Annotated in this window: 17 protein-coding genes; 10 read left to right on the forward strand and 7 right to left on the reverse strand. The window is 70.8% G+C overall.

Annotated features, from left to right (window positions below; translation table 11 throughout):
* Positions 1-162: 162 nt before the first annotated feature.
* Both J5V96_RS00970 and J5V96_RS00975 read left to right on the forward strand, forming a co-directional pair.
* Complete coding sequence (locus J5V96_RS00970) at positions 163-2688, forward strand: ATP-dependent Clp protease ATP-binding subunit (RefSeq protein WP_208499555.1); 2526 nt, start codon at positions 163-165, stop codon at positions 2686-2688.
* A 67-nt stretch (positions 2689-2755) separates the two neighbouring features.
* Entirely contained in the window at positions 2756-3172 is a 417-nt protein-coding gene (locus tag J5V96_RS00975) for a VOC family protein (protein WP_208499570.1), read from the forward strand.
* A gap of 25 nt (positions 3173-3197) precedes the next feature.
* On the opposite strand, the gene J5V96_RS00980 is transcribed toward J5V96_RS00975, so the two are convergent.
* From J5V96_RS00980 to xylA, 3 genes are all read right to left on the reverse strand, one after another.
* Positions 3198-4202, reverse strand: a complete 1005-nt coding sequence (locus J5V96_RS00980) for a winged helix DNA-binding domain-containing protein (protein ID WP_208499572.1) — start codon at positions 4200-4202, stop codon at positions 3198-3200.
* A gap of 83 nt (positions 4203-4285) precedes the next feature.
* A complete protein-coding gene (gene xylB, locus J5V96_RS00985; RefSeq protein ID WP_208499575.1) occupies positions 4286-5704 on the reverse strand; it encodes a xylulokinase in 1419 nt (472 codons plus the stop codon).
* Positions 5704-6897 carry a xylose isomerase gene (gene xylA, locus J5V96_RS00990; protein WP_208499578.1) on the reverse strand — a complete coding sequence of 398 codons (1194 nt, stop codon included), beginning with the start codon at positions 6895-6897 and terminating at the stop codon, positions 5704-5706. The genes xylB and xylA overlap by 1 nt, the downstream gene beginning before the upstream one ends.
* Before the next feature lie 203 nt (positions 6898-7100).
* On the opposite strand from xylA, the gene J5V96_RS00995 reads away from it, so the two are divergent.
* Both J5V96_RS00995 and J5V96_RS01000 read left to right on the forward strand, forming a co-directional pair.
* Positions 7101-8534, forward strand: coding sequence for a GH1 family beta-glucosidase (locus tag J5V96_RS00995; protein ID WP_208499580.1), 1434 nt, complete (start codon positions 7101-7103; stop codon positions 8532-8534).
* The gene (locus tag J5V96_RS01000) at positions 8531-9145 is read left to right on the forward strand and encodes a polysaccharide deacetylase family protein (protein WP_208499583.1); all 615 of its coding nucleotides are present in this window, start codon (positions 8531-8533) and stop codon (positions 9143-9145) included. Before J5V96_RS00995 ends, J5V96_RS01000 begins: the two co-directional genes overlap by 4 nt.
* A 10-nt stretch (positions 9146-9155) precedes the next feature.
* Here the strand turns inward: J5V96_RS01000 and J5V96_RS01005 are convergent, their stop codons facing one another.
* Genes J5V96_RS01005 through J5V96_RS01015 form a run of 3 tightly spaced genes read right to left on the reverse strand, consistent with a single transcriptional unit; the run spans position 9156 to position 12172 of the window.
* Entirely contained in the window at positions 9156-9902 is a 747-nt protein-coding gene (locus J5V96_RS01005; RefSeq protein ID WP_208499587.1) for a sulfite exporter TauE/SafE family protein, read from the reverse strand.
* 48 nt (positions 9903-9950) lie between these two features.
* The gene (locus tag J5V96_RS01010; RefSeq protein ID WP_208499590.1) at positions 9951-11135 is read right to left on the reverse strand and encodes an endo-1,4-beta-xylanase; all 1185 of its coding nucleotides are present in this window, start codon (positions 11133-11135) and stop codon (positions 9951-9953) included.
* Positions 11136-11143: 8 nt separating this feature from the next.
* A complete protein-coding gene (locus J5V96_RS01015; RefSeq protein ID WP_307793082.1) occupies positions 11144-12172 on the reverse strand; it encodes a LacI family DNA-binding transcriptional regulator in 1029 nt (342 codons plus the stop codon).
* A gap of 214 nt (positions 12173-12386) precedes the next feature.
* Between J5V96_RS01015 and J5V96_RS01020 the strand changes: the two genes are divergently transcribed.
* The 6 genes from J5V96_RS01020 (at position 12387) to J5V96_RS01045 (ending at position 20913) form a co-directional block, all read left to right on the forward strand.
* The gene (locus J5V96_RS01020) at positions 12387-13697 is read left to right on the forward strand and encodes an ABC transporter substrate-binding protein (RefSeq protein ID WP_208499607.1); all 1311 of its coding nucleotides are present in this window, start codon (positions 12387-12389) and stop codon (positions 13695-13697) included.
* Positions 13698-13771: 74 nt separating this feature from the next.
* Entirely contained in the window at positions 13772-14755 is a 984-nt protein-coding gene (locus J5V96_RS01025; protein ID WP_208499609.1) for a carbohydrate ABC transporter permease, read from the forward strand.
* Positions 14752-15630 carry a carbohydrate ABC transporter permease gene (locus J5V96_RS01030; protein WP_208499612.1) on the forward strand — a complete coding sequence of 293 codons (879 nt, stop codon included), beginning with the start codon at positions 14752-14754 and terminating at the stop codon, positions 15628-15630. The genes J5V96_RS01025 and J5V96_RS01030 overlap by 4 nt, the downstream gene beginning before the upstream one ends.
* Before the next feature lie 56 nt (positions 15631-15686).
* A complete protein-coding gene (locus tag J5V96_RS01035; protein ID WP_208499615.1) occupies positions 15687-18077 on the forward strand; it encodes a beta-xylosidase/alpha-l-arabinosidase in 2391 nt (796 codons plus the stop codon).
* Positions 18078-18108: 31 nt separating this feature from the next.
* Positions 18109-19683, forward strand: coding sequence for a glycoside hydrolase family 43 protein (locus tag J5V96_RS01040; protein WP_208499618.1), 1575 nt, complete (start codon positions 18109-18111; stop codon positions 19681-19683).
* A gap of 78 nt (positions 19684-19761) precedes the next feature.
* Complete coding sequence (locus tag J5V96_RS01045; RefSeq protein ID WP_307793083.1) at positions 19762-20913, forward strand: ROK family transcriptional regulator; 1152 nt, start codon at positions 19762-19764, stop codon at positions 20911-20913.
* A gap of 69 nt (positions 20914-20982) precedes the next feature.
* Here the strand turns inward: J5V96_RS01045 and J5V96_RS01050 are convergent, their stop codons facing one another.
* The gene (locus tag J5V96_RS01050) at positions 20983-22422 is read right to left on the reverse strand and encodes an aldehyde dehydrogenase (NADP(+)) (protein WP_208499623.1); all 1440 of its coding nucleotides are present in this window, start codon (positions 22420-22422) and stop codon (positions 20983-20985) included.
* Between the last annotated feature and the right edge of the window lies 1 nt (position 22423).

The following is a 22423-nucleotide window of genomic DNA, read 5'->3' on the forward strand; positions in this document are numbered from 1 at the left end:
CTCGCAGTACAAGGTATATCGATACCTCGCAGTGCGAGGGAGAGAACTTTCTGGGAATAGTCCGCGCGGTGAGCTGTTGAAGTTGACATCGAGCGACTCAAGTTCAAACTTGATATCAACCGACGCAACTTCTGCGAACCCACCACGCAAGGAGATCCGGCGATGTCCGACACCCCCTCGAACAACGACTTCCCCTCGGGCGCCAGCGCCTTCGACGAGTTCCTCGCCCGCTATCTGCAGGGCGAGCGGGCGCGCGCGAGCCGCTCGATCGACCTCGCGCGCTACATGAGCGCGCGCACGCAGGAGCTGCTGCAGCGCGCAGGCCGCTACGCCCTCGGGCGTGGTCAGGCCGAACTCGACGCGCTCCACGTGCTGCACGAGCTCGTCGCCGACGCGACGGTGGCCGAGGCCATCTCGCACATCGGCGCCGACGCGGCCGCCGTGGCGCGCGCCGCCGAGCAGCGGCTGCCGCAGGCCGGCTCCGCCGCCGATGTCGACGGAGCCGTGGTCACCACCTCCGTGCAGCGTGCGCTCTTCCACTCCTTCCAGGTGGCGCGCTCGTCCGGGGCCACCTACATCGACCCGGAGCACGTGTTCTTCGCGCTGGTGCTCGCTCAGGACACCCCGGCCGGGCGCATCCTGGCCGACGCGGGCATCACGGCCGAGGCGCTCACGCAGGGCGTCCGCGAGACGATCGCGACCGAATCCGGCCCCTCCGCCGAGGCCGCGCCCGCCGAGCAGCAGGGCATGCTCGCCACCTACGGCACCGACCTCACCCAGCGCGCCCGCGACGGCCTGCTCGACCCGGTGATCGGTCGCGCGTCCGAGATCGAGCAGACCATCGAGATCCTGGCGCGCCGCACCAAGAACAACCCTGTGCTGGTGGGCGAGGCCGGTGTCGGCAAGACGGCCGTCGTCGAGGGGCTCGCCCGTGCGATCGTCGCGGGCGAGGTTCCCGAGCAGCTGCGTGAGAAGCGCGTCATCGCGCTGGACCTCGCCGCGATGCTCGCGGGCACGCGCTACCGCGGCGACTTCGAGGAGCGCCTCACGAAGACCATCGAGGAGGTCGTGGCCCACAAGGACGACGTCATCCTGTTCCTCGACGAGATCCACACCGTGGTCGGTGCGGGCGGGGGCGGCGAGGGCGCCATGGATGCCGGCAACATCCTCAAGCCGCGTCTGGCCCGCGGTGAGCTGCACCTCGTCGGCGCGACCACCCTGCGCGAGTACCGCACGATCGAGAAGGACGCCGCGCTCGAGCGCCGCTTCCAGCCCGTGCGCGTGGGCGAGCCGTCGGTGACCGATGCGATCGCGATCCTCCACGGTCTGCGCCCGGCGTACGAGGAGCACCACCGCGTGACCTTCACCGACGACGCCCTGCGCGCCGCGGTCGAGCTGAGCGACCGGTACCTCACCGAGCGGGTGCTGCCCGACAAGGCCATCGACCTGATCGACCAGGCCGGTGCGCGCCTGCGCCTGCGCCTCGGAGCGCCCGCGGACGTCAGCGCTCTCATGGAGCGTCTCGGCACCCTCGAGTCGGAGAAGAACTCGGCCGTCGCGGCCGAGCGCTACGAGGAGGCGATGCGTCTGCGCGACGAGATCGTCGCGCTCCAGCAGCAGATCGACACGCAGGCGAGCGCCACCGTTCCCGCGGTGGTGGACGAGCCGGAGATCGCCGAGGTGATCAGCCGCGCCACCGGCATCCCCGCGGCGCGCATCACCGAGAGCGAACGCGAGCGCCTCGCTTCTCTCGAGACCGACCTGCACGCCCGCGTCATCGGGCAGGACGACGCCGTCGCGGCCGTCGCGAAGGCGGTTCGTCGCAGTCGCACCGGCATGGGAGACGCCCGCCGCCCGGTGGGGTCGTTCCTGTTCCTCGGACCGACGGGCGTCGGCAAGACCGAGCTCGCCAAGGCGCTCGCCGCGAACCTCTTCGACGACGAGGGCGCGATCATCCGCTTCGACATGAGCGAGTTCGGCGAGCGCCACACGGTCGCCCGTCTGGTGGGTGCCCCTCCCGGATACGTCGGCTACGACGAGGCCGGTCAGCTCACCGAGCGCGTGCGCCGCAACCCGTACTCGATCGTGCTGTTCGACGAGATCGAGAAGGCCCACCCGGACGTGTTCAACCTGCTCCTCCAGGTGCTCGACGACGGGCGTCTCACCGACGGTCAGGGCCGCACGGTCGACTTCCGCAACACCGTCGTCGTGATGACGTCGAACCTCGGATCGGAGTTCCTCGCGCAGCGCGCCGGGGCGATCGGCTTCTCGACCGGAGACGGGTCCTACGCGGATGACGAGCTGCGCGCCCGGGTGATGGGCCGGCTGCGGGAGTCGATGCGTCCGGAGTTCCTCAACCGCATCGACGAGATCGTGCTGTTCCGCAAGCTCGAGAAGGCCCAGCTGCGCGAGATCGTGTCGCTGATGCTCGGATCCACCCGGGCTCGCCTCAGCGCGCGGGCGGTGTCGCTCGAGGTCTCGGACGCCGCCATCGACTGGCTCGCCGAGCGCGGGCACGAGCCCGAGTACGGCGCCCGTCCGCTGCGGCGCCTGATCCAGCGCGAGCTGGACGACCGCATCGCCGACCTGCTCGTCGCAGGCGACCTGGTCGACGGCGGCACGGTGACGGTGTCGGTCTCCGACGACGCTCTCGTCGTCGGGGTGGCCGAACTCGCCGTCGCGGCCTGAGGTCCCGCTCTGACACGAAGCGCCCGCGGGGGTCGACCCCGCGGGCGCTTCGTGCGACGATCCGGGAATGGACCAGCGCCTCAGCTTCCTCACTCTCGTCGTCGCCGATGTCGAGGCCAGCGCACGCTTCTACGTGGACGGCCTCGGCTGGAAGCCCGAGCTGCACGCCGCGGGGGAGGTGCTGATGCTGAGGATGGGGGAGCGGATCATCCTGTCGCTCTGGGATCGCAACGCCGCCGAGCACGAGATCGGGCCCGTGCAGTCGGGCGGCACCCCGCCCGTCACCCTCGCGCACAATCTCGCCACCCAGGCCGAGGTGGACGCCGTGATCGCCGAGGCTCGCGCGGCCGGCGCGCAGATCGTGGCCGAGCCGCGATCGCGCGAGTGGGGTGGCTACTCCGGCTACTTCGCCGACCCCGACGGCTACCGCTGGGAGGTCGCGCACAACCCCGGCCCGATCGGCCGGATCGTGCTGCCGGACTGAGTTCCCAGGCGGCCGGGCGCGCCGATCACCCGTGGGGCCAGGCCTCCAGCGCGCGGGTGATCGCCTTGCGCGTTGCGGCGGTGGTGTGACCCACGAGCGCCGTGAGCTCACCCCCGCGCCAGGTGCCGACCGCGACGCCGTCGACGAGCACGGTGGGCCGGAAGATGCCGTTGCCTCCCGGCAGCACGGCTTCGAGCACCTCGGGCGACGCGACGAGCGAGCGATCCGCGTAGCCCAGGATCCACTCGTCGAACCCCGGCACCAGGGTCACTCCCGAGGCCTCGGGGATCTCGGGAGTCCCGATGATCCAGGCCGGTGAGCCCTCGACCGTGACGACGCGCAGGTCATCCACGCGCGCCGCGGCCTCGCGCACGACCGTCTTCGGGAGCTTCAGCCACCAGGCCGCATCGTCGGCCGTGGTCGGGCCGTGCGCGAGCACGTAGCCGCGGATGATGGGCGCGAGGTCGGTCTGTGTCTCGTGCGGTGCAGTGGGCACAAGCTGCTGCTGGGCGCCGGTGAAGGGGCCCCAGTGCGCCAGGCCCTCCTCCGCCAGGTGGAAGATCAGGTGGTACCCGCGGCCGGCGTCGGTGGCGATTCCTTCTGACTGCCAGAGTGCGAGCGCATCCGCGCGGGTGAGCGGGCGATCCTGCAGAGCCGTGGTGAGCAGCCGTCGCGCGCGATCGAGGGTCTCCTCGTCGAGCCCGAGCGCTGCGCGTCGTCGGGCGGTGGAGCGCAGCATGCGCTCGCTCGTGTGATGCAGGATCGTGGCGAGGTGCGCCGGTGTGGTGGCGAACAGCGTGCCGCGCATCGGCCAGGAACGCACGATGTCGCCGCGATCGAACGCGTCCCGCACGTCGTCGAGGGTCGTTCCGGGCCGGGACCGGATCGCGATCGCGCGCAGCACCGCTGGCAGGTCCTGCCCCTGGAAGGCGACCCCTCGCGCCACGACCTCGGCGGGCGACAGATCTGATCCTGCGAGCAAGTGCGACGCGAACCGCAGTCGCCGTGCCTCGACTCCGCTGAGCTCCATGCGCCCACGCTAGCGACGACCTCCGACAACGACGAGGCCCCGCCGGATCCGGAATCGGGCGGGGCCTCGCGGGGGACTGCGCGTCAGCGACGCGCGGCGTACTGCTCGCGGATGACCGGGCGGGTGTCGACCGCAGGGGTCGCCACCGTCTCGACCGTCCAGTTCGGACGCTCGCCCGTGAGGGCCCAGGCCGCCTGCACCGCAGCTCCCGCGGCGACGTACTCGCCCGGCAGCGGCACAACGACCTGTGCGTCGAACACCTGAGCAGCGATGCCCGACACCGCGGGGTTCTGGGCGGCGCCGCCGACCAGGAGCACCCGCTCGACCGCGACGCCGTGCTGGCGCACCGCGTCGAGTCCGTCGGCGAGGCCCGAGAGCATGCCCTCGACCGCGGCGCGCGCGAGGTTCTCGCGCGTCGTCGAGGCGAGGGTCAGGCCGAACAGGGTCGCCGTGGCGTCGGGCAGGTTCGGGGTGCGCTCGCCCTCGAAGTAGGGCTGCAGCACGAGGCCGTCCGAGCCGGCCTCGGCGGCGAGGGCCAGCTCGCCGAGCTCGTGGTGATCGACGCCGAGCAGGCGGGCGATCGCGTCGAGCACGCGCGCGGCGTTCAGCGTCGCGACGAGCGGCAGGTACAGGCCCGAGGCATCGGCGAAGCCGGCGACGGCGCCGCTCGCATCGCGCACCGGCGTGTCGGTCACCGCGAAGACGGTGCCCGAGGTGCCGATCGAGACCACGACATCACCCGCGCCAGCGCCGAGACCGAGCGCGGCACCGGCGTTGTCGCCGCAGCCGGGACCGATCACGAGGCCGTCGGTGAGGGATCCGGCGCCGCCCGTGACGGACTCGGCGGGACCGAGCACGCGGGGAAGGATCACCTCCGACGCGTCGCGACGCAGCGCCAGCGACAGCAGCTCGCGGTCGTACTCGCCGGACTCGCCGTCGAAGTAGGCCGTGCCGCTGGCGTCGGACCGGTCGGTGACGAGCTCTGCGAGCACCGGACCCAGGGGCGATTCGCCCTCGGGGCCGAAGCCGCGCAGACGCCAGGTCAGCCAGTCGTGCGGAAGCGCGACCGCGGCGACCCTGGCGGCGTTCTCCGGCTCGGCGTCGGCCAGCCAGCGCAGCTTCGTGCCGGTGAACGACGCGACGGGCACCACGCCCGTGCGGCGGGCGAACTCCTCGGCGCCGACCTCGGTGGTCAGCGCCGCGGCGGCGTCGGCCGAGCGGGTGTCGTTCCAGAGGAGAGCGTCTCGGATGACCCGACCCTCGGCGTCCAGCGCGACCATGCCGTGCTGCTGACCGCCGACGGAGATCGCCGCGACGTCGTCGAGCCCGCCCGCATCGGCGAGGGCGCTCTGCAGCGCCTCCCACCAGAACCGGGGGTCGACCTCGGTTCCGTTCGGGTGGGTCGCCCGGCCCTGCCGGGCGACCTCACCCGTCTGGAGGTCGCGGACGACGATCTTGCAGCTCTGCGTCGAAGAATCGACGCCCGCGACCAGGGTCGTCATCAGCCGCGAGCGCCCATCAGATGCTCGGTGGCCAGCTGCTGAAGGCGCACGAAGTTGAAGCCCTTGCCGCCGAAGTACGCGTCGGTGTCGAACTCCTCGAACGCCGAGCGGTCGGCGACTAGGTCGGCAGCGGTCTCGCCCTCGTTGAGCGTGGGCAGCACGAGCTGGTCGACCTGGGCGGCCTTCAGCGCCTCCTGGACCTCGGCGTCGGCACGGAACGCCTTCGCGCGCTCCTTGAGGAGGAGGTAGGTGCGGATGTTGGCCTTGGCCGACTCCCAGACGCCGTTCTCGTCCTCGGTGCGCGAGGGCTTGTAGTCGAAGTGGCGGGGGCCGGTGTAGGCGGGGCCGCCGGCGACGCCGCCGTTCTCGAGCAGGTCCACGAGCGCGAAGGCGTTGTGCAGGTCACCGTGACCGAACACGAGGTCCTGGTCGTACTTGATGCCGCGCTGGCCGTTGAGGTCGATGTGGTAGAGCTTCTCGTGCCACAGCGCCTGCGCGATGCCGGCCTGGAAGTTCAGGCCCGCCATCTGCTCGTGGCCGACCTCGGGGTTGAGGCCCACGAGCTCCGGGTGGTCGAGCTCGTTGATGAAGGCGAGCGCGTGGCCGACCGTGGGCAGCAGGATGTCGCCGCGGGGCTCGTTCGGCTTCGGCTCGATGGCGAAGCGCATGTTGTAGCCCTTGTCCAGCACGTACTGGCCGAGGAAGTTGAAGGCCTCCTTGTAGCGCTCGAGCGCCATGCGGATGTCCTTGGCCGAGTCGTACTCGGCGCCCTCGCGGCCGCCCCAGGCGACGTAGGTCTCGGCGCCGAGCTCGGCGGCGAGGTCGATGTTGCGCATGATCTTGCGCAGCGAGTAACGACGCACGCCGCGGTCGTTGGAGGTGAGGCCGCCGTCCTTGAAGACGGGGGCGGAGAAGAGGTTGGTGGTCGCCATCGGCACGATGAGGCCGGTGTCGGCGAGCGCGCCCTTGAGGCGGTCGATCTGCTTCTGACGCTCGGCGTCGGTCGAGCCGAACGCGAAGAGGTCGTCGTCGTGGAAGGTGAGGCCGTAGGCGCCGATCTCGGCGAGCTTCTCGACCACGTGCACGACGTCGAGCGCCGGGCGGGTGGGGCCGCCGAACGGGTCGGCGCCGTTGTAGCCGATGGTCCAGAGGCCGAAGGAGAACTTGTCGTCCTTGGTGGGCGTGAGGGACATAGGAACAGACCCGCTTTCAGCGTCGTCGGTGAATTGTTGTGAAGTAGAACATATCAAGCTCGACGAGGCGTTGCAACGTGCGCGAGGCACTTTCTCAGCGTGTCGCGGAGGCGCGGGCATCCGGGGGTGTGGGAGCGCTCCCACGTTTTCTGCCATCCTGGGGGTGCCCCTTCTTCCCGCCGAGCCCTGGAGTGCCCTCGCCCATGTCCCGATACGACGACGTCCCCCTGCAGTTCCCCGAGGGGTTCCTGTTCGGATCCGCCACCGCGGCCTTCCAGATCGAGGGGGCCGCCGCCGAAGACGGACGCACGCCGTCGATCTGGGACACGTTCAGCAAGACGCCCGGCAAGGTGTGGAACGGCGACAACGGCGACGTGGCGGACGACCACTATCACCGCTGGGAGTCGGACCTCGACCTGATGAAGGAGCTGGGCCTTGCGGCCTACCGCTTCTCGATCTCGTGGTCGCGCCTGCTGCCGAACGCCGGATCCGTGGTCAACCCGAAGGGCGCCGACTTCTACAGCCGCCTCGTCGACGGCCTGCTCGAGCGCGGCATCCGCCCGATCGCGACGCTCTACCACTGGGATCTGCCGCAGGAGCTCGAGGACAACGACGGCTGGGTGAACCGTGAGACGTCGCTGCGCTTCGCCGACTACGCCTCCACCGCCGCCGGCCTCCTCGGCGACCGCGTCGCCGCGTGGACAACGCTGAACGAGCCGTGGTGCTCGGCCTACCTCGGCTACGGCTCGGCGTCGCACGCGCCCGGTCGCACGGAGCCGGCGAACGCCCTCGCCGCGGTGCACCACCTGAACCTCGCCCACGGCCTGGGAGTGCAGGCCATCCGCGCCGCCGCGACGAACGATCCCGAGCTCTCGGTCACGCTCAACTTCCACGTGCCGCTGGGCGACGACGCCGAGGCGAAGCGCCGCATCGACGCGCTCGCCAACCGCGCCTTCACCTCGCCCATGCTGCTCGGCAGGTACGACGACGATCTGCTCGAGGACACCAGGAACGTCTCCGACTGGTCGTTCGTGCAGGACGGCGATCTCGCGCAGATCAACCAGCCGCTCGACTTCCTGGGCGTCAACTACTACTCGACCGTCACCGTCAGGATGTGGGATGGCGAGTCGACCCGCGCGCGCAACGACGGCCACAAGGACGTGGGCGGATCGGCCTGGCCCGGCAGCGAGCACGTCGACTTCCTGCCGCAGGAGGGGCCGTACACCGACATGGGCTGGAACATCGCCCCCGACAGCCTCGAGGACCTCCTGGTGTCGCTGTCGGAGCAGTTCCCGGACCAGCCGCTCGTCATCACCGAGAACGGCGCCGCCTTCGCCGACGAGGTGACCGTGACCCCCGAGGGCAAGCGCGTGCACGACGCCGATCGCGTGCAGTACCTCAAGCGCCACTTCGCCGCGGCCCGGTGCGCGATCGACCGCGGCGTCGACCTGCGCGGCTACATGGTGTGGTCGCTGTTCGACAACTTCGAGTGGGGCTACGGCTACAGCAAGCGCTTCGGCATCGTGCGCGTCGACTACGACACCCAGGAGCGCACCCCCAAGGACAGCGCCCTCTGGCTGCGCGACCTCGTGAAGGCGCACGCCGCGCGATCCGCACCGGCTACCGTCTCAGCATGACCTCTGCGAGCCCCTCGTCCCATGTTCTCCGAGCACGGGGTGAGGGGCTCGTCTGCGCCCTCACCTTCGATGACGGTCCGGATGCGCGCACAACGCCCGCCCTCCTCGACTTCCTGCGCGAGGTGGGCATCCGTGCCGTGTTCGCGGTGATCGACGAGAACGTGCTCGCCCAGGGCGGCGCGGACATCCTGCGTCGCACCGTGGCCGAGGGTCATGTGCTCTGCAATCACTCGACGTCGTTCGCGCCCATGGGCGACTGGGACGCGGGGCGCGTGCGCGCGGATCTGGTGGAGAACCTGCGCATCATCCGCTCGGCCGTGCCCGACGCCGACGTTCCGTACTGGCGCGCGCCGAACGGGGCGTGGGGCATCACCTCGCAGGTCGCCGCGGGGCTCGGCATGCGTTCGCTGGCGGTGGCCAACACCATCCTCGACTGGGAGACGCAGGATGTGTCGGTGCTGACCGACAACCTGCGAGCCGCCATGCGGCCGGGTGAGCTCGTGCTCTGCCATGACGGCGGAGGCGACCGCCGAGGAACGCTCGAGGCCGTCAGAACCGTGGTGACCGAGCGCCTCGCCGACGGATGGCGGTTCACGCTGCCGCGGCTCTGAGCGCCGCTGGTCAGGCGATGAGAAGGTAGAGCGCGCCGACGACGGTGAGCACGATCACGATCCGCTCGAACGTGAGCTGGTTGAGCTTGCCGAGGAGGTACCGGCCGAGGAAGGCGCCCGCCACCACGCCCGGCACCAGGAAGACGTCGAGCAGCAGCGTCGGGACCTGGATGATGCCGAGGCTGATCGAGAACGGCAGCTTCGCGAGGTTGATGCCCGCGAAGAACCACGCCGTTGTGCCGAGGAAGGCGCGCATCGGGAAGCGCGCCGCCAGGAAGTACATCGACATCACGGGGCCCGCCGCGTTGGCGACCATCGTGGTGAAGCCGCCCAGCGAGCCGTACGCGCCCGCGGCGACGATCCCCGCCTTCTGCGACTGCTCGGCGTCGGCGGCCAGCCGGCGACGCCACAGCGTCACGCCCACAACGAGCAGCAGGATCGCGCCGATCACCTTGCGCGTCCACGTGTCATCCGCGAACAGCAGGAAGACCCAGCCGGCGACGAGCCCGATCGCGACGGGCGGGATCAGCGGCAGCAGCGCCTTGAGTCGCGCGTGCTTGCGGTGCGTCCAGATCGCGAACGCGTCGCCGACGATGAGCAGCACAAGCAGCGCGCCGGTGGAGGCGCGCGCGGGCAGGATGGCGGCGAAGATCGCGATCGCGAGCGTGTTGACACCCGGCAGCGCGGTCTTCGACACTCCCACCGCCATGGCCGCGACGAGCAGCGCCGCCCAGGCGAGGGGGGAGAGATCGGGCATCCCGTCAGGCTATCGGCGCCCGAGGGCGCCGGGATGCACGGCCCTCGTTCAGCTCACGACGACGTCGAGCACGAGGTCGCCCGCGGTGAGGCGGTAGTCGCCCTTCCACCCCTCGATGCGCACACGGCCGTCGGCGTCGGTGCGCACCACGGTGGGTGCCTGCCACCATTCCCCGCGGATCAGCGAGTGCAGGCGGTCATAGGCGGGCTTGCGCGAGCCGTCGTGGCGGAGCAGGCCGATCGGCGCGCCGAGCCAGGCGCCGACGTCGGTGATGCCCCAGTACGTGATGGCCTCGACGGCCGGATGATCCGTGAGCGTGCGATAGAGGCGCTCGATCTCATCCGCCTGGCGCGCCTCGCCCTCGGGCGTGGAGGGCCACGTGTCCACGACGTAGTCGTTGAGGTCCTCGATGTGGGAAGGCATGATGTCGCCCGACACGAGGCTCGACTCGGTGAAGTGCAGCGGCAGGCCGAACCGGGAGAAGCGGTCGGCCACCTCGCGCAGCTGCTCCTCGCCGCGGAATCCCTGATGCATGTGCGTCTGCAGTCCGATCGCGTCGATGCGGATGCCCGCCGCGAGAGCGTCCTCGATCACCCGCTCGTAGCGCGCGGACAGGTCGAAGTCGTTGATGAGCAGGGTGGCGGCGGGGTTCGCGGCGCGCGCGGTCTCGAAGGCCAGGCGCACGATCTCGGTGCGTCCCATCCGCGCGGCCAGCCGCGACACGGCGTTCGGCACGCCGTCGGGCTCGTTGTCGAACTCGGGCATGATCGCGACCTCGTTGATCGCGTCCCACGTGTCCACAAGACCCGCGAAGTCCGCGGCCTCGCGCGCGACGCGTGCACGCAGGATGCGCTCCGCGTCGTCGAGGGGGAGCGCGTCGAGCCAGCTCGCCTTGACCGTGTGCCACACCAGCGGGTGCCCCTTCACGCGCACTCCGCGGTCGGCGAACCAGCGGGCGGCGGCGCGCAGCCGCGCCGTGTCGGGATGGCCCTGCTGCGGCTCGAAGCGGCCCCAGTAGAACGGCAGCGTCGCCGTGTCGAACAGCGCCAGCCAGTCTTCGGCGAGCCGCGCCTGGTCGTCCTCGCCGTTCGCATGGCCGATGAGATCGAACCCGATGTTGCCGAAGGCGAACGCGTGGCGCACCTGCTCGACCACGACGTCGGTGTGGGGGAGGGGAGATCCGGATCCATCCGTGACCGTGACGACGGCGGATCCGTGACGAGGATGGGGCATGGTGCTCCTCAGAAGAACAGCGGGGGCTGGGTGGTGTCGCGGACGATGAGCTCCGCGGGCATCTGGATGCGCTCGCTCGCGCCGCCGTCGAGCATCGCCAGCAGCAGGTGCACGGCGGCGGTGCCCATCTCGAGCAGGGGCTGACGGATGGTCGTGAGACCCGGGCGCCCGCTGCCCGCGGCGGGGAGGTCGTCGAATCCGATGACGGACAGGTCGATCGGCACGCTGAGGCCGCGAGAGGCGGCGACCCGGATCGCCTCGAGCGCGGTGACGTCGTTCGCGGCGAAGATCGCGGAGGGGCGATCGGGACGTCCGAGCAGCTCGCCGGCCGCAGCGGTCGCGCGCGCGGCGCGGTAGCCGCCGTCGACGATGAGCGACTCGTCGATCGGGATGCCCGCGGCCATCAGCGCCTCGCGGTAGCCCTGCTCGCGCTGCTGCGCCGACAGCAGGTCGGTGCGTCCGCGGAGGTGGCCGATGCGCCGGTGGCCGAGCGAGATGAGGTGCTCGGTGGCCATGCGCGCGCCGCCGACGTTGTCGGTGTCGACGACGGCCGGACCGGTGGGGCCCGTGTGCGGGTCGATCGCGACGACCGGCACGGAGATCTCATCGAGCGTCACGGTGGGGGTCACGATGATGGCGCCGTCGATGAGGGTGCCGCCCAGGCGCGAGAGCGAGCGCCGCTCCCAGCCCGCGTGTTCGCCGGCGGAGACCGATCCGGCGTAGGCGAGGATGTCGTACGCCGTCTGCTGCAGCGCCGACGAGACGCCGTTCAACAGCTGCAGCGAGAAGGGCTCGAACTCGGCGACCAGCACGCCGATCACCTGCGTGCGGCGCTTGCGCATGGATGACGCGATGAGCGAGGTCTCGTATCCCAGCTCGTCGACCACGCCGAGGACGCGTTCGCTCGTCGCCGCGGCGATGCCGTCGCGCCCGTTCATGACCTTGGACACGGTCGCGACCGACACTCCGGCGGCGTTCGCGACGTCGCGGATCGTGACTCGTCGCGGTGATGTGCGATGCCCTGTTGTGGCGGTCACTGCTGCTCCTTGCATTGCGCCTGCGGATACCGGCGCGTCGCATCCGACTCTGCCTCTTTGCAGGGCCCGTGTTCGACATCCTAGCGTCGAAAACGTTATCGATAACGTTTGACATGTCCCCCAAACGGGTGTCATCGTGTTACGAGACGCCCTGGAGGACCAGGCAGCATCGCCCGGCGGGACGTCCCAAACTCAACGAAGAGGAGAAGCTCACATGAGCGTTCGCAAGGCATGGGCCGCATTCGCGGCTGTCGCTGCGGTTTCCACGCTGGCGCTCGCCGGCTGCACCACCTCCACCGCACCCAGCGGCGGAGAGTCCGAGGGCGAAGAGGGCGGTCCCGTTCAGCTCACCATCTGGCAGAACTCGACCACGGGCCCCGGCCAGGCGTACTGGCGCGAGGCCACGGAGGCCTTCACCGCCGAGCACGAGGATGTCACCTTCAAGATCGAGGACATCCAGAACGAGCAGATGGACGGCAAGCTGCAGACCGCCGTCCAGTCGAAGGACATGCCCGACATCTTCATGGCCCGCGGTGGCGGCAAGCTCGCCGACGTGGTCAAGGCCGGTCTCGTCAAGGACCTCACCGACCTCATCAGCGACGACGTCAAGGCCGACTACGGCGACGCGCCGTTCGCGGCGTTCTCGGTCGAGGGCAAGATCTACGGCGTCCCGACCGCCGTCCTCCCCGGTGGCGTCTTCTACAGCAAGGACCTGTTCGAGCAGGCCGGCATCACCGAGACCCCGACGACGATCGACGAGCTCAACGAGGCCGTCGACAAGCTGAAGGCCGCCGGCATCGACCCGATCGCCGTGGGTGCGAAGGACGCATGGCCCGCCGCGCACTGGTACTACTGGTTCGCCCTGCGCTCGTGCGACAAGGACACCCTCCTCGACGTCGCCACGACCAAGGACTTCAGCGACCCGTGCTGGCTCGACGCCGCCGAGCAGCTCGAGGAGTTCATCGGCACCGAGCCCTTCAACAAGGGCTTCCTGACGACGCCCGCGCAGAGCGTCGCGAACTCGTCGGCCGGCCTCATCGCCAACCACAAGGCGGCCATGGAGGTCATGGGCGGCTGGAACGTGGGCGTGATCGCCGACCTGACGCCCGACAAGAAGCCGCTGCCCGACCTCGGCTGGTTCCCGTTCCCGGCCGTCGACGGCGGCAAGGGCGACCCGGCCGCGATGATGGGCGGCGTCGACGGGTTCTCCTGCTCGGTCGACTCGCCGTCGGCGTGTGAGGACTTCCTCAACTTCCTCGCCTCGCCCGAGTGGCAGGGCAAGTACGCCACGGCGTACTCGGCGCTGCCGGCCTCGGCCGAGGCCCAGGAGGCCGTGACGGGTGAGGTCGAGAAGACCTTCCTCGCCGCCTACCAGGAGTCGCCCTACATGAGCATGTGGCTCGACACGCTGCTCGGCCAGAACATCGGCACCGCCCTCAACGACGGCGTCGTGAAGATGTTCGCCGGCGACGGCTCGGCCCAGTCCGTGATCGACGACGTCACGAAGGCCGCCGAGCGCGACTGACAAACGCATGACCTCGGGCCGGTCCGCGCGAGCGGACCGGCCCGACCCACGACACAAGGACGGGTGACAGACACATGAGCACGACTCAGACCGCGACCGCGGCTGGGAGGAACACCTCCGCCGGGGATGCGCGCAACGCGCCCCGTCCGGCGGCACGCCGTCGGCGCATCGACTGGCGCAAGAACGGTGAGATCGCCCTCCTCTCCGGGCCGGCGATCCTCCTCTTCCTGACCTTCGTCATCTTCCCCGTCTTCCTGGCCGCCTTCTACGGCTTCTTCAAGTGGGACGGCATCGGCGCCCTCGAATGGAACGGGCTGCAGAACTACGTCTGGATCCTCGAGGATCCCGAGTTCCGCGACGCCGTCGGCCACAACTTCGGCATCGTGATCGCATCGATCCTGCTGCAGGGTCCGCTGGCGATCCTGTTCGCGCTGGTCATGAACCAGAAGATCAAGGGCCGCTCGTTCATCCGCATCATGATCTTCGTGCCCTACGTGATCAGCGAGGTCGTCGTCGGTCTCGCGTGGAGCATGCTCATGCAGGACACGGGCGCCATCAACCAGCTGTTCGGGCTGGACATCTCGTGGCTCTCCGACCCGAGCATCGCCTTCTGGTCGCTGATGATCATCATCACCTGGAAGTACATCGGCTTCGCGGTGATCCTCATGCTCGCGGGCATGCAGTCGATCCCGGAGGAGCTGTACGAGGCGGCCGCCATCGACGGCGCCAGCTTCTGGAAGATGCAGTGGAGCATCACGCTCCCGCTGCTCGGACCCACGATCCGCATCTGGGCGTTCCTGTCGATCATCGGATCGCTCCAGCTGTTCGACCTCGTCTTCATCGTCTGGGGCCGCATCGCGCCGAGCGCGGGCGTCCACACGATGGCGTTCTACATGTACACCGAGGGTCACCTGTCGGGTGAGTACGGCTTCGGCTCGGCCGTCGCCGTGCTGCTCTTCCTCATCTCCCTCATCGTCGGCCTCGTCTATCAGCGCTTCGTGCTGCGTCGCGACATCGACGGCGCACTGACCGACGGCCCCGGAAAGGACGCGAAGTGAGCTCCACCACCCTTCTTGTCGCGCCCGTCGACAAGCGCACCCGCAAGCCCAAGGAATACGTCAAGTGGGGAAGCCCCGGCGTCTACCTCGCGGCGATCATCCTCGTCACGATCTGCATCACCCCGGTGCTGTACGTCATCATCGGCGGCTTCCGTGACAACACCCAGTTCACGACCGACCCGGCGGGCTTCCCGAACCCGTGGAACCCGGACAACTACATCAACGTCCTGACCGGATCGAACTTCTGGCCGGCACTGCTCAACTCGCTCATCGTCGGTCTCGGCACCGCGCTCGGCACGGTCGCTCTCGGCCTGATGGCGAGCTACGTGATGGCGCGCTACAACTTCACCGGCAAGACCCAGATGTACTCGCTGTTCGCGGCGGGCCTGATGTTCCCGGCCACCGTGGCCATCACGCCGCTGTACATCATGGTGCGCTCGCTGGGCCTGGTGAACTCGCACATCGGTCTGATCCTGCCGCAGATCGCGTTCGCGCTGCCGACGACGATCATCATCCTCGTCCCCTTCCTCAAGGCCATCCCGATGGAGCTCGAGGAGGCCGCGGCGATCGACGGCACGAGTCGTCTGGGCTTCTTCTTCCGCATGGTGCTGCCGCTCAGCCTCCCCGGCGTGATCACCACGGGCATCCTGGCGTTCGTCGGATCGTGGAACGGCTACCTGCTGCCGCTGTTCCTGCTCGGATCCGACAAGTACACGCTGCCGCTCGCGGTGCAGAACGCGGCGACGTCGCAGTACGCGTCGGATGCGGCCATGATCCTGGCCTACACGTCGCTGTCCATGCTGCCGGCGCTGATCTTCTTCAGCCTCTTCGAGCGCCGCATCGTCGGCGGCCTCACCGGTGCGGTAAAGGGCTGAGCCGCGGCGCTCCGTCCCTTCACCCGCACCACCTGCAGTCCTCAACGGAGAACCACATGACCTCGCACGTCCCTGCCTGGCCCACCACATCGGAGCGCGTCCAGGCGCTCGTCGCACAGATGACCCTGGAGGAGAAGGCCGCCCAGATCGTCGGCTACTGGCTCGACCAGGGCGGCGAGGTCGTCGCGCCGATGGCCGATGAGATGAGCACGTCCAAGGACGGGCGCACCCTCGCCGACATCACGAAGCACGGCCTCGGCCAGTACACCCGCGTGTACGGCACCCGCCCGGTCGACCCGGCCGAGCGGGCGGCCTGGCTGTGGAACGAGCAGCGCCGCCTGAAGAAGGAGACGCGTCTGGGCATCCCCGCCCTCGTGCACGAGGAGTGCCTGACGGGACTCGCCGCCTGGAAGGCCGCGACCTTCCCCACCCCGCTGGCCTGGGGAGCGTCGTTCGACCCCGACCTGGTCGAGGAGATGGGCCGGGTCATCGGCGAGTCGATGCGCGAGCTCGGCATCCACCAGGGTCTCGCGCCGGTGCTCGACGTCATCCGGGATCCGCGCTGGGGACGTGTCGACGAGTGCATCGCCGAAGACCCGTATGTCGTCGGAACGGTCGGCACGGCGTACGTGAGTGGGCTGCAGTCCACGGGTGTGCACGCCACGCTCAAGCACTTCGTGGGCTACTCCAACTCGCGCGCCGGCCGCAACCACGCCCCGGTGCACGCCGGACCGCGTGAGCTCGCGGACGTCTTCCTGCCTCCGTTCGAGATGGCGATCCGCGACGGCGGCGTGCGCTCGGTCATGAACTCGTACACCGAGGTCGACGGGGTGCCCGTCGCCTCGAGCCCCGAGCTGCTGACCGACGTCCTGCGCGATCAGCTGGGCTTCGATGGCGTCGTGGTCGCGGACTACTTCGCGATCGCCTTCCTCGAGGTCATGCACGCCGTCGCCGCCGATCGCGGCGCCGCCGCGGCGTACGCGCTGCAGGCGGGCATCGACGTGGAGCTGCCCACGGGTGACGCATACCTCGCGCCGCTCGTGGAGCGGGTGCGCTCGGGCGAGCTGGACGAGGCCTACCTCGACCGCGCGGTGCTGCGCGCCCTGCAGCAGAAGGAGGACCTCGGCCTGCTCGAGGCCGACGCGTTCGAAGACGAGGCGCCCACCGAGATCGACCTCGACTCGCCCCGCCACCGCGAGATCGCGCACAAGCTGGCCGTCGAGTCGCTGGTGCTGCTGTCGAACGACGGCGTGCTGCCGCTCGCGGCCGACGCCCGTCGCGTCGCCGTGATCGGCCCGAACGCCGACCGCGTGGAGGCCCTGCAGGGCTGCTACTCGTTCGCGAATCATGTGCTCGCGCACCACCCCGACCACGAGATCGGCTTCGAGATCCCCACGGTGCGCGAGGCGCTGGTCACCGCGCTGCCGGATGCCGAGGTCGTCTACGCTCGCGGCGCCGAGGTCGAGGGCACGGATGTCTCCGGCATCGCCGAGGCCGCCGAGCTCGCCGCCTCCGCGGACGTCGCCGTGGTCGTGGTGGGAGACCAGGCGGGCCTCTTCGGCCGCGGAACGGTCGGCGAGGGCAACGACGTCGACTCGCTCGAGCTGCCGGGTGTGCAGCGCGAGCTCGTCGAGCGCGTCGTCGCCACCGGCACCCCCGTCGTGGTGGTGCTGCTGACCGGTCGCCCCTACGCCATCTCCTGGGCGCTCGACGGCGAGACCAAGCCCGGTGCCGTCCTCCAGGCGTTCTTCCCGGGCGAGGAGGGCGGCCCCGCGATCGCCTCCGTGCTCACCGGCGCCGCGGTGCCGTCGGGCCGCCTGCCCGTCAGCCTGCCGCGTTCGTCGGGCTCGTCGCCGTACAGCTACCTGCACCCCATCCTGGGGGGACCGTCCGATGTGACCTCGACGGATCCGACGCCGCTGCGCCCGTTCGGTTTCGGGCTCTCGTACACCGACTTCGCGTACAGCGACCTGCACGTTGATGAGACGGCGGCCACGAGCGGCTCGTTCACCGCCTCGGTGACCGTCACCAACACCGGGGATGTCGCGGGTGTCGATGTTGTGCAGCTCTACGGGCGCGACGTCGTGGCCTCGATCACGCGTCCGGTCGCGCAGCTGCTCGGCTACACGCGGGTCGCGCTCGAGGCCGGTCAGTCGCGTCGCGTCACGTTCACGGTGCCGACGCAGCGCCTGTCGTTCACCGATCGCACCCTCACGCGCGTGGTCGAGCCGGGCGAGGTGCAGGTGTGGGTCGGCGCGCACGCCGAGGCGTCCGCGAAGGCGGTCGAGGCCGACGAGACGACCGGCGGCGCCATCGTGAACGAGAAGAAGGCCGGCCGGCGAGAGCTCCCCGGATCGGCGACCGCGCGCGCCACCGTGACACTCATCGGCGACGTGCACGCCGTGACCGCCGCCGACGCCCGCGTCGTGTCGGTCTCGGTCGACTGACCTTCTGACAGCGGATCCGGGAGGCGGCTCCATGACGCAGGTATCGAACCCGCTTCTGCCGGGCTGCTACCCGGATCCGTCGGTCTGCCGGGTGGGGGACTGGTTCTATCTCGTCTCCTCGACGTTCGAGTACCTGCCGGGCCTGCCCGTGATGCGCTCGCGCGATCTCGTGACCTGGGAGACCATCGGGCACGTGATCGACCGGTCCGGGATGCTCGACTACGACGGTCTCGGGTCATCGGGCGGGCTGTTCGCGCCGACCATCCGGTTCCACGACGGGATGTTCTGGGTCGTCTGCACGCTGGTCGACCGCGCCTCGCAGCCGTCCGAGAGCCCGCGCGGAAACTTCCTGGTGACGGCCGCGGACCCGGCGGGGCCGTGGTCCGACCCGATCTGGCTCGATGTGGACGGCATCGACCCGTCGATCGCGTTCGGGTCCGACGGCAGGGTGTGGCTCCACGGGACGCGTCTTGTGCCGGAGGCCGAGGCCGAGTGGTTCCATCAGACGCAGGTGTGGGTGCGCGAGTACTCGCCGACCGCACAGGCGCTCATCGGGCCCGAGCACATCGTGTGGACGGGCGCCGTGCGCGGCGCCGTCTGGGCCGAGGGACCGCACCTGTACGAGATCGACGGCCGCTGGTACCTGCTGGCGGCCGAGGGCGGCACCGAGTTCCACCACGCCGTGGCCGTCGCGCGCTCCGACTCGCCGACAGGGCCGTTCGAGGGGAACAAGGGCAACCCGATCCTGACGCACCGCCACCTCGGTCGCACGGGTGTGGACGTGATCGGCCCCGGCCACGCCGACCTCGTGCAGGCGCGCGACGGCTCCTGGTGGGCCCTGCTGCTCGCGATGCGCGCGCCCGACCGTCGCCACTATCCGCTGGGCCGCGAGACCTTCCTCGTGCCCGTGACCTGGGAGGACGGCTGGCCGGTGTTCGCGCCCGGTGCCGGTCGTGTGCCCGCCACCGTCGAGGTGCCGTGGGCGCACGAGCCCATGGCCGCCGATTCGTGGCAGCCCGACGATCGCGCGCCCGGCATCGTCGGGCCGGGCGACGCGCGCTGGACGACGCCGCGCGCGCTGCCGGCGGAGGTCGCCCAGGCCGACGCGGACGGATGGATCCTGCCGGCCTCTGCGGCGACCCTCGCCGAACCGACCACGGCGACGTTCGTGGGCGTGCGCCAGCAGCACTTCGACGTCGACTGCACCGTGTCGATCGATGCCTCAGGGCTCGCCGAGGGCGAGACCGCGGGCTTCGCCATCCGGCAGTCGGAGGACGACCACGTCACGGCCGGCTTCACGCGGCGGGGCTCCGGCTTCACGCTCGCGGTGACCCACCGTCGAGCAGGCACCGACATCGCGCTGCACACCGCGCAGGTCGCGTCGGGCGGCTCCGTCGGGGTGCGCGCTCGCGGCTACCGCTATGAGCTCGTCCACGAGCGGACCGGGCACGGCGCGCAGGTGCTCGCGGAGGTCGACGCGCGTGAGCTCGACGCGGTCTCGACCGGCGGGTTCCTCGGCGTGTGGTTCGGCGTGTACGCCACGAGCCACGGGGCGGAACCGCGCGGCACGGCCCGCGCCGACAGGTTCGCCTACGTGCCCGCCTGATCGGGCGTTTCTCCCGGCCGTCGCTGCCGCACATCATAAGGTGGCAGGGACAACAAACTGCAGGGCGGCGGGAAGATGATGCGTGCGACCAGCGTCGAGGGGGTGCGACGCGCCAACCTCGGTGCGGTGCTGCGCCTTGTGCATGAGGCGGGCCCCCGCTCGCGAGCCGTGATCACGGCCCAGACAGGGCTGAACCGCTCGACCGTGTCCGACCTCGTCGCGACCCTGGTCACGGCCGGCCTCGTCGAGGAGCGGGATCCGGATCCGACCCGCCGCGTCGGCCGTCCGTCGCCGATCGTCGCGCCGTCCGAAGACGTGGTGACGATCGCCGTCAACCCCGAGGTCGATGCGCTGGAGGTCGGGGCGGTCACCCTCGGCGGCCGGGTGCGCGTGCGGATGCGCGCGGCCGTCGGCCTGTCGGTCGACGAGGTCGTCGCCGCGGTGGCGCGCATCGTCGACGAGTGGCGCACGGGAGTGCTCAGAGACTGCCGGATCGTGGGCGGCGGCGTCGCGGTGCCCGGTCTCGTGCGCGCCTCGGACGGTGTCGTGCGCCTCGCCCCGCATCTCGGCTGGCGCGATGAGGACGTCACGGTGCGCCTGACGGAGGCCACGGGGATCCCGTTCGTCATCGGCAACGACGCGTCGCTGGGCGCCCGCGCGGAGCGTCTGTTCGGCGCCGCGATCGACCACGCCGACGTCATCTACCTCAACGGAGGCGCCTCGGGCATCGGAGGCGGCCTCGTGCTGCAGGGCATGGCCATCGGCGGGGCCGACGGCTACGCGGGCGAGTGGGGCCAGAGCCGGCCGGGCATCGCGCGGGAATCGGATCGCCGCACGCAGAACGGCGTGCTCGAGGACGAGGTCAACCGCGCCCGCCTGCTCGGCGCCGTGGGCCTGACGGCGGCCGACGACGCGGAGCTCGCCGCCGCGCTCGCGGCGGTGACCGCGCCCGACGCCCTGGAGGAGATCGCGCGTCAGCGCCGCATCCTCGCCGCCGCGCTGGCCAACGCCGTGAACGCGCTCAATCCGTCGGCGATCGTGCTCGGCGGCTTCCTGGCGCTCCTGCTGGAGCACGACCCCGACGGCCTGCTCGAGCTGGTGCGCGAGCTGGCTCTCGCGGCCCCGGGCGAGCACCTGCGCATCCTGCCCGCGGCCCTCGGCGCCGATCGCCTGCTCATCGGCGCGGCCGAGGCCGCCCTCGAGCCGCTCCTGGCTGATCCGCTGGCCTGAGCCGGTCGCCGCGCCTCTGAAAACACGCAGAGGACGTGTTTTCAGAGGGAGGGCAGGTGGCCCGCAGGCCTACGGCAGCACGAGCACGCCGTCGACGCGGCGCGGGATGCCCAGGGGATTGTCCTCGCGCAGAGCGGCGGGGAGCAGCGAGGCCGGCGCGTCCTGGTAGGCGACGGGCCGCTGGAAACGGCGCACGGCGGTTGCGCCGACGGACGTGAAGTTCGCGTTGGTCGAGGGCCAGGGGCCACCGTGATGCTGCGCCCAGCTGACCGCGACGCCCGTGGGCCAGCCCGCGAACAGCACACGACCGGCGAGGCCTTCCAGCGTGCCGACGAGGCCCTCGACGTCCTCGGACTCCTCGTGGTGCACCGTGGCCGTGAGGTTGCCGGGCAGGGCGGCGATCACGGCGTCGCGCTCGGCCTCGTCCCGGTATCGCACGAGCAGGGTGAAGGGGCCGAAGACCTCCTCGAGCAGCTCGTCGGCGTGCTCCAGGAGGTTGGCGGCCGTCGTCGCGGCGACGAGCGGGGCGGTGCCGTCGGGCGCCGCGTCGCCCGCGACGACCTCGACACCCGGCACACCCGAGACGCGATCGACGCCCGACGAGAAGCCGGCGGAGATGGCCTCGGTCAGCAGGCGGCTCTGCGGTGCCAGCAGACCGGGGAGGGCGGACTCGACGGCGGAGCCCTCGGGAACCAGCACCACGCCCGGCTTGGTGCAGAACTGACCGGCACCGAGCTGGAAGGATCCGGCCAGGCCCTCCGCCAGCGCGCCGCCGCGCGCCGCGTCGGCTCCCGGCGTGATGACCACGGGGTTCAGCGAGCCGAGCTCGCCATAGAAGGGGATCGGCTCGGGCCGCGCCGCCGCGCGGTCGAGCAGCGCACGGCCGCCGCGGACGGATCCGGTGAAGCCGACCGCGCGGATCGCCGGGTGATCGACCAGCGCGAGTCCGGCCTCGAATCCCTCGATGAGTGCGAACGTGCCCTCGGGTGCCCCGGCCGCGGCCAGGGCTTCCGCCACCACGGCGGCCATACGGCGAGAGGTCTCGGGGTGGCCCGGGTGGGCCTTCACGACGACGGGACAGCCGACGGCCAGCGCCGAGGCGGTGTCGCCGCCGGCGACCGAGAACGCGAACGGGAAGTTCGACGCCGCGAACACCGCCACGGGACCGATCGGGCGCAGCACACGACGCAGATCCGGGATCGGGGGAGTCGCCGTGGCGTCGGGGTGGTCGATCGTCGCCTCGAGGTACGAGCCCTCCTCGATCACCTTCGCGAACAGGCGCAGCTGCGCCGTGGTGCGCGCGAGCTCGCCGCCCAGGCGCGGCGACGCGGGCAGCGCGGTCTCGGCGGCGGCCAGCTCGATCAGGCCGGCCGCATCGGCGTCGATGGCGTCGGCGACGCCGCGCAGCCATGCGGCGCGCGTGGTGTCATCCGTCTTCGAGACGAGCGCGAACGCGTCCTTCGCGGCGCGCGCGATCGCATCGACCTGATCCACGGTCGTATCCGTCATG

Source organism: Microbacterium stercoris, assembly GCF_017592545.1.
Lineage (GTDB): Bacteria > Actinomycetota > Actinomycetes > Actinomycetales > Microbacteriaceae > Microbacterium > Microbacterium stercoris.

Bases quoted from the DNA above. Each gene is read 5' to 3' on its own strand.
- J5V96_RS01005 (WP_208499587.1), bottom strand. From the start codon at position 9,902: ATGCCCGATCTCTCCCCCCTCGCCTGGGCGGCGCTGCTCGTCGCGGCC.
- J5V96_RS01035 (WP_208499615.1), top strand. From the start codon at position 15,687: ATGACCTCGCACGTCCCTGCCTGGCCCACCACATCGGAGCGCGTCCAG.
- J5V96_RS00980 (WP_208499572.1), bottom strand. From the start codon at position 4,202: ATGGAGCTCAGCGGAGTCGAGGCACGGCGACTGCGGTTCGCGTCGCAC.
- J5V96_RS00975 (WP_208499570.1), top strand. From the start codon at position 2,756: ATGGACCAGCGCCTCAGCTTCCTCACTCTCGTCGTCGCCGATGTCGAG.
- J5V96_RS00995 (WP_208499580.1), top strand. From the start codon at position 7,101: ATGTCCCGATACGACGACGTCCCCCTGCAGTTCCCCGAGGGGTTCCTG.
- J5V96_RS01040 (WP_208499618.1), top strand. From the start codon at position 18,109: ATGACGCAGGTATCGAACCCGCTTCTGCCGGGCTGCTACCCGGATCCG.
- xylA (WP_208499578.1), bottom strand. From the start codon at position 6,897: ATGTCCCTCACGCCCACCAAGGACGACAAGTTCTCCTTCGGCCTCTGG.
- J5V96_RS01020 (WP_208499607.1), top strand. From the start codon at position 12,387: ATGAGCGTTCGCAAGGCATGGGCCGCATTCGCGGCTGTCGCTGCGGTT.
- J5V96_RS00970 (WP_208499555.1), top strand. From the start codon at position 163: ATGTCCGACACCCCCTCGAACAACGACTTCCCCTCGGGCGCCAGCGCC.
- J5V96_RS01000 (WP_208499583.1), top strand. From the start codon at position 8,531: ATGACCTCTGCGAGCCCCTCGTCCCATGTTCTCCGAGCACGGGGTGAG.
- J5V96_RS01010 (WP_208499590.1), bottom strand. From the start codon at position 11,135: ATGCCCCATCCTCGTCACGGATCCGCCGTCGTCACGGTCACGGATGGA.
- xylB (WP_208499575.1), bottom strand. From the start codon at position 5,704: ATGACGACCCTGGTCGCGGGCGTCGATTCTTCGACGCAGAGCTGCAAG.
- J5V96_RS01045 (WP_307793083.1), top strand. From the start codon at position 19,762: ATGCGTGCGACCAGCGTCGAGGGGGTGCGACGCGCCAACCTCGGTGCG.
- J5V96_RS01025 (WP_208499609.1), top strand. From the start codon at position 13,772: ATGAGCACGACTCAGACCGCGACCGCGGCTGGGAGGAACACCTCCGCC.
- J5V96_RS01050 (WP_208499623.1), bottom strand. From the start codon at position 22,422: ATGACGGATACGACCGTGGATCAGGTCGATGCGATCGCGCGCGCCGCG.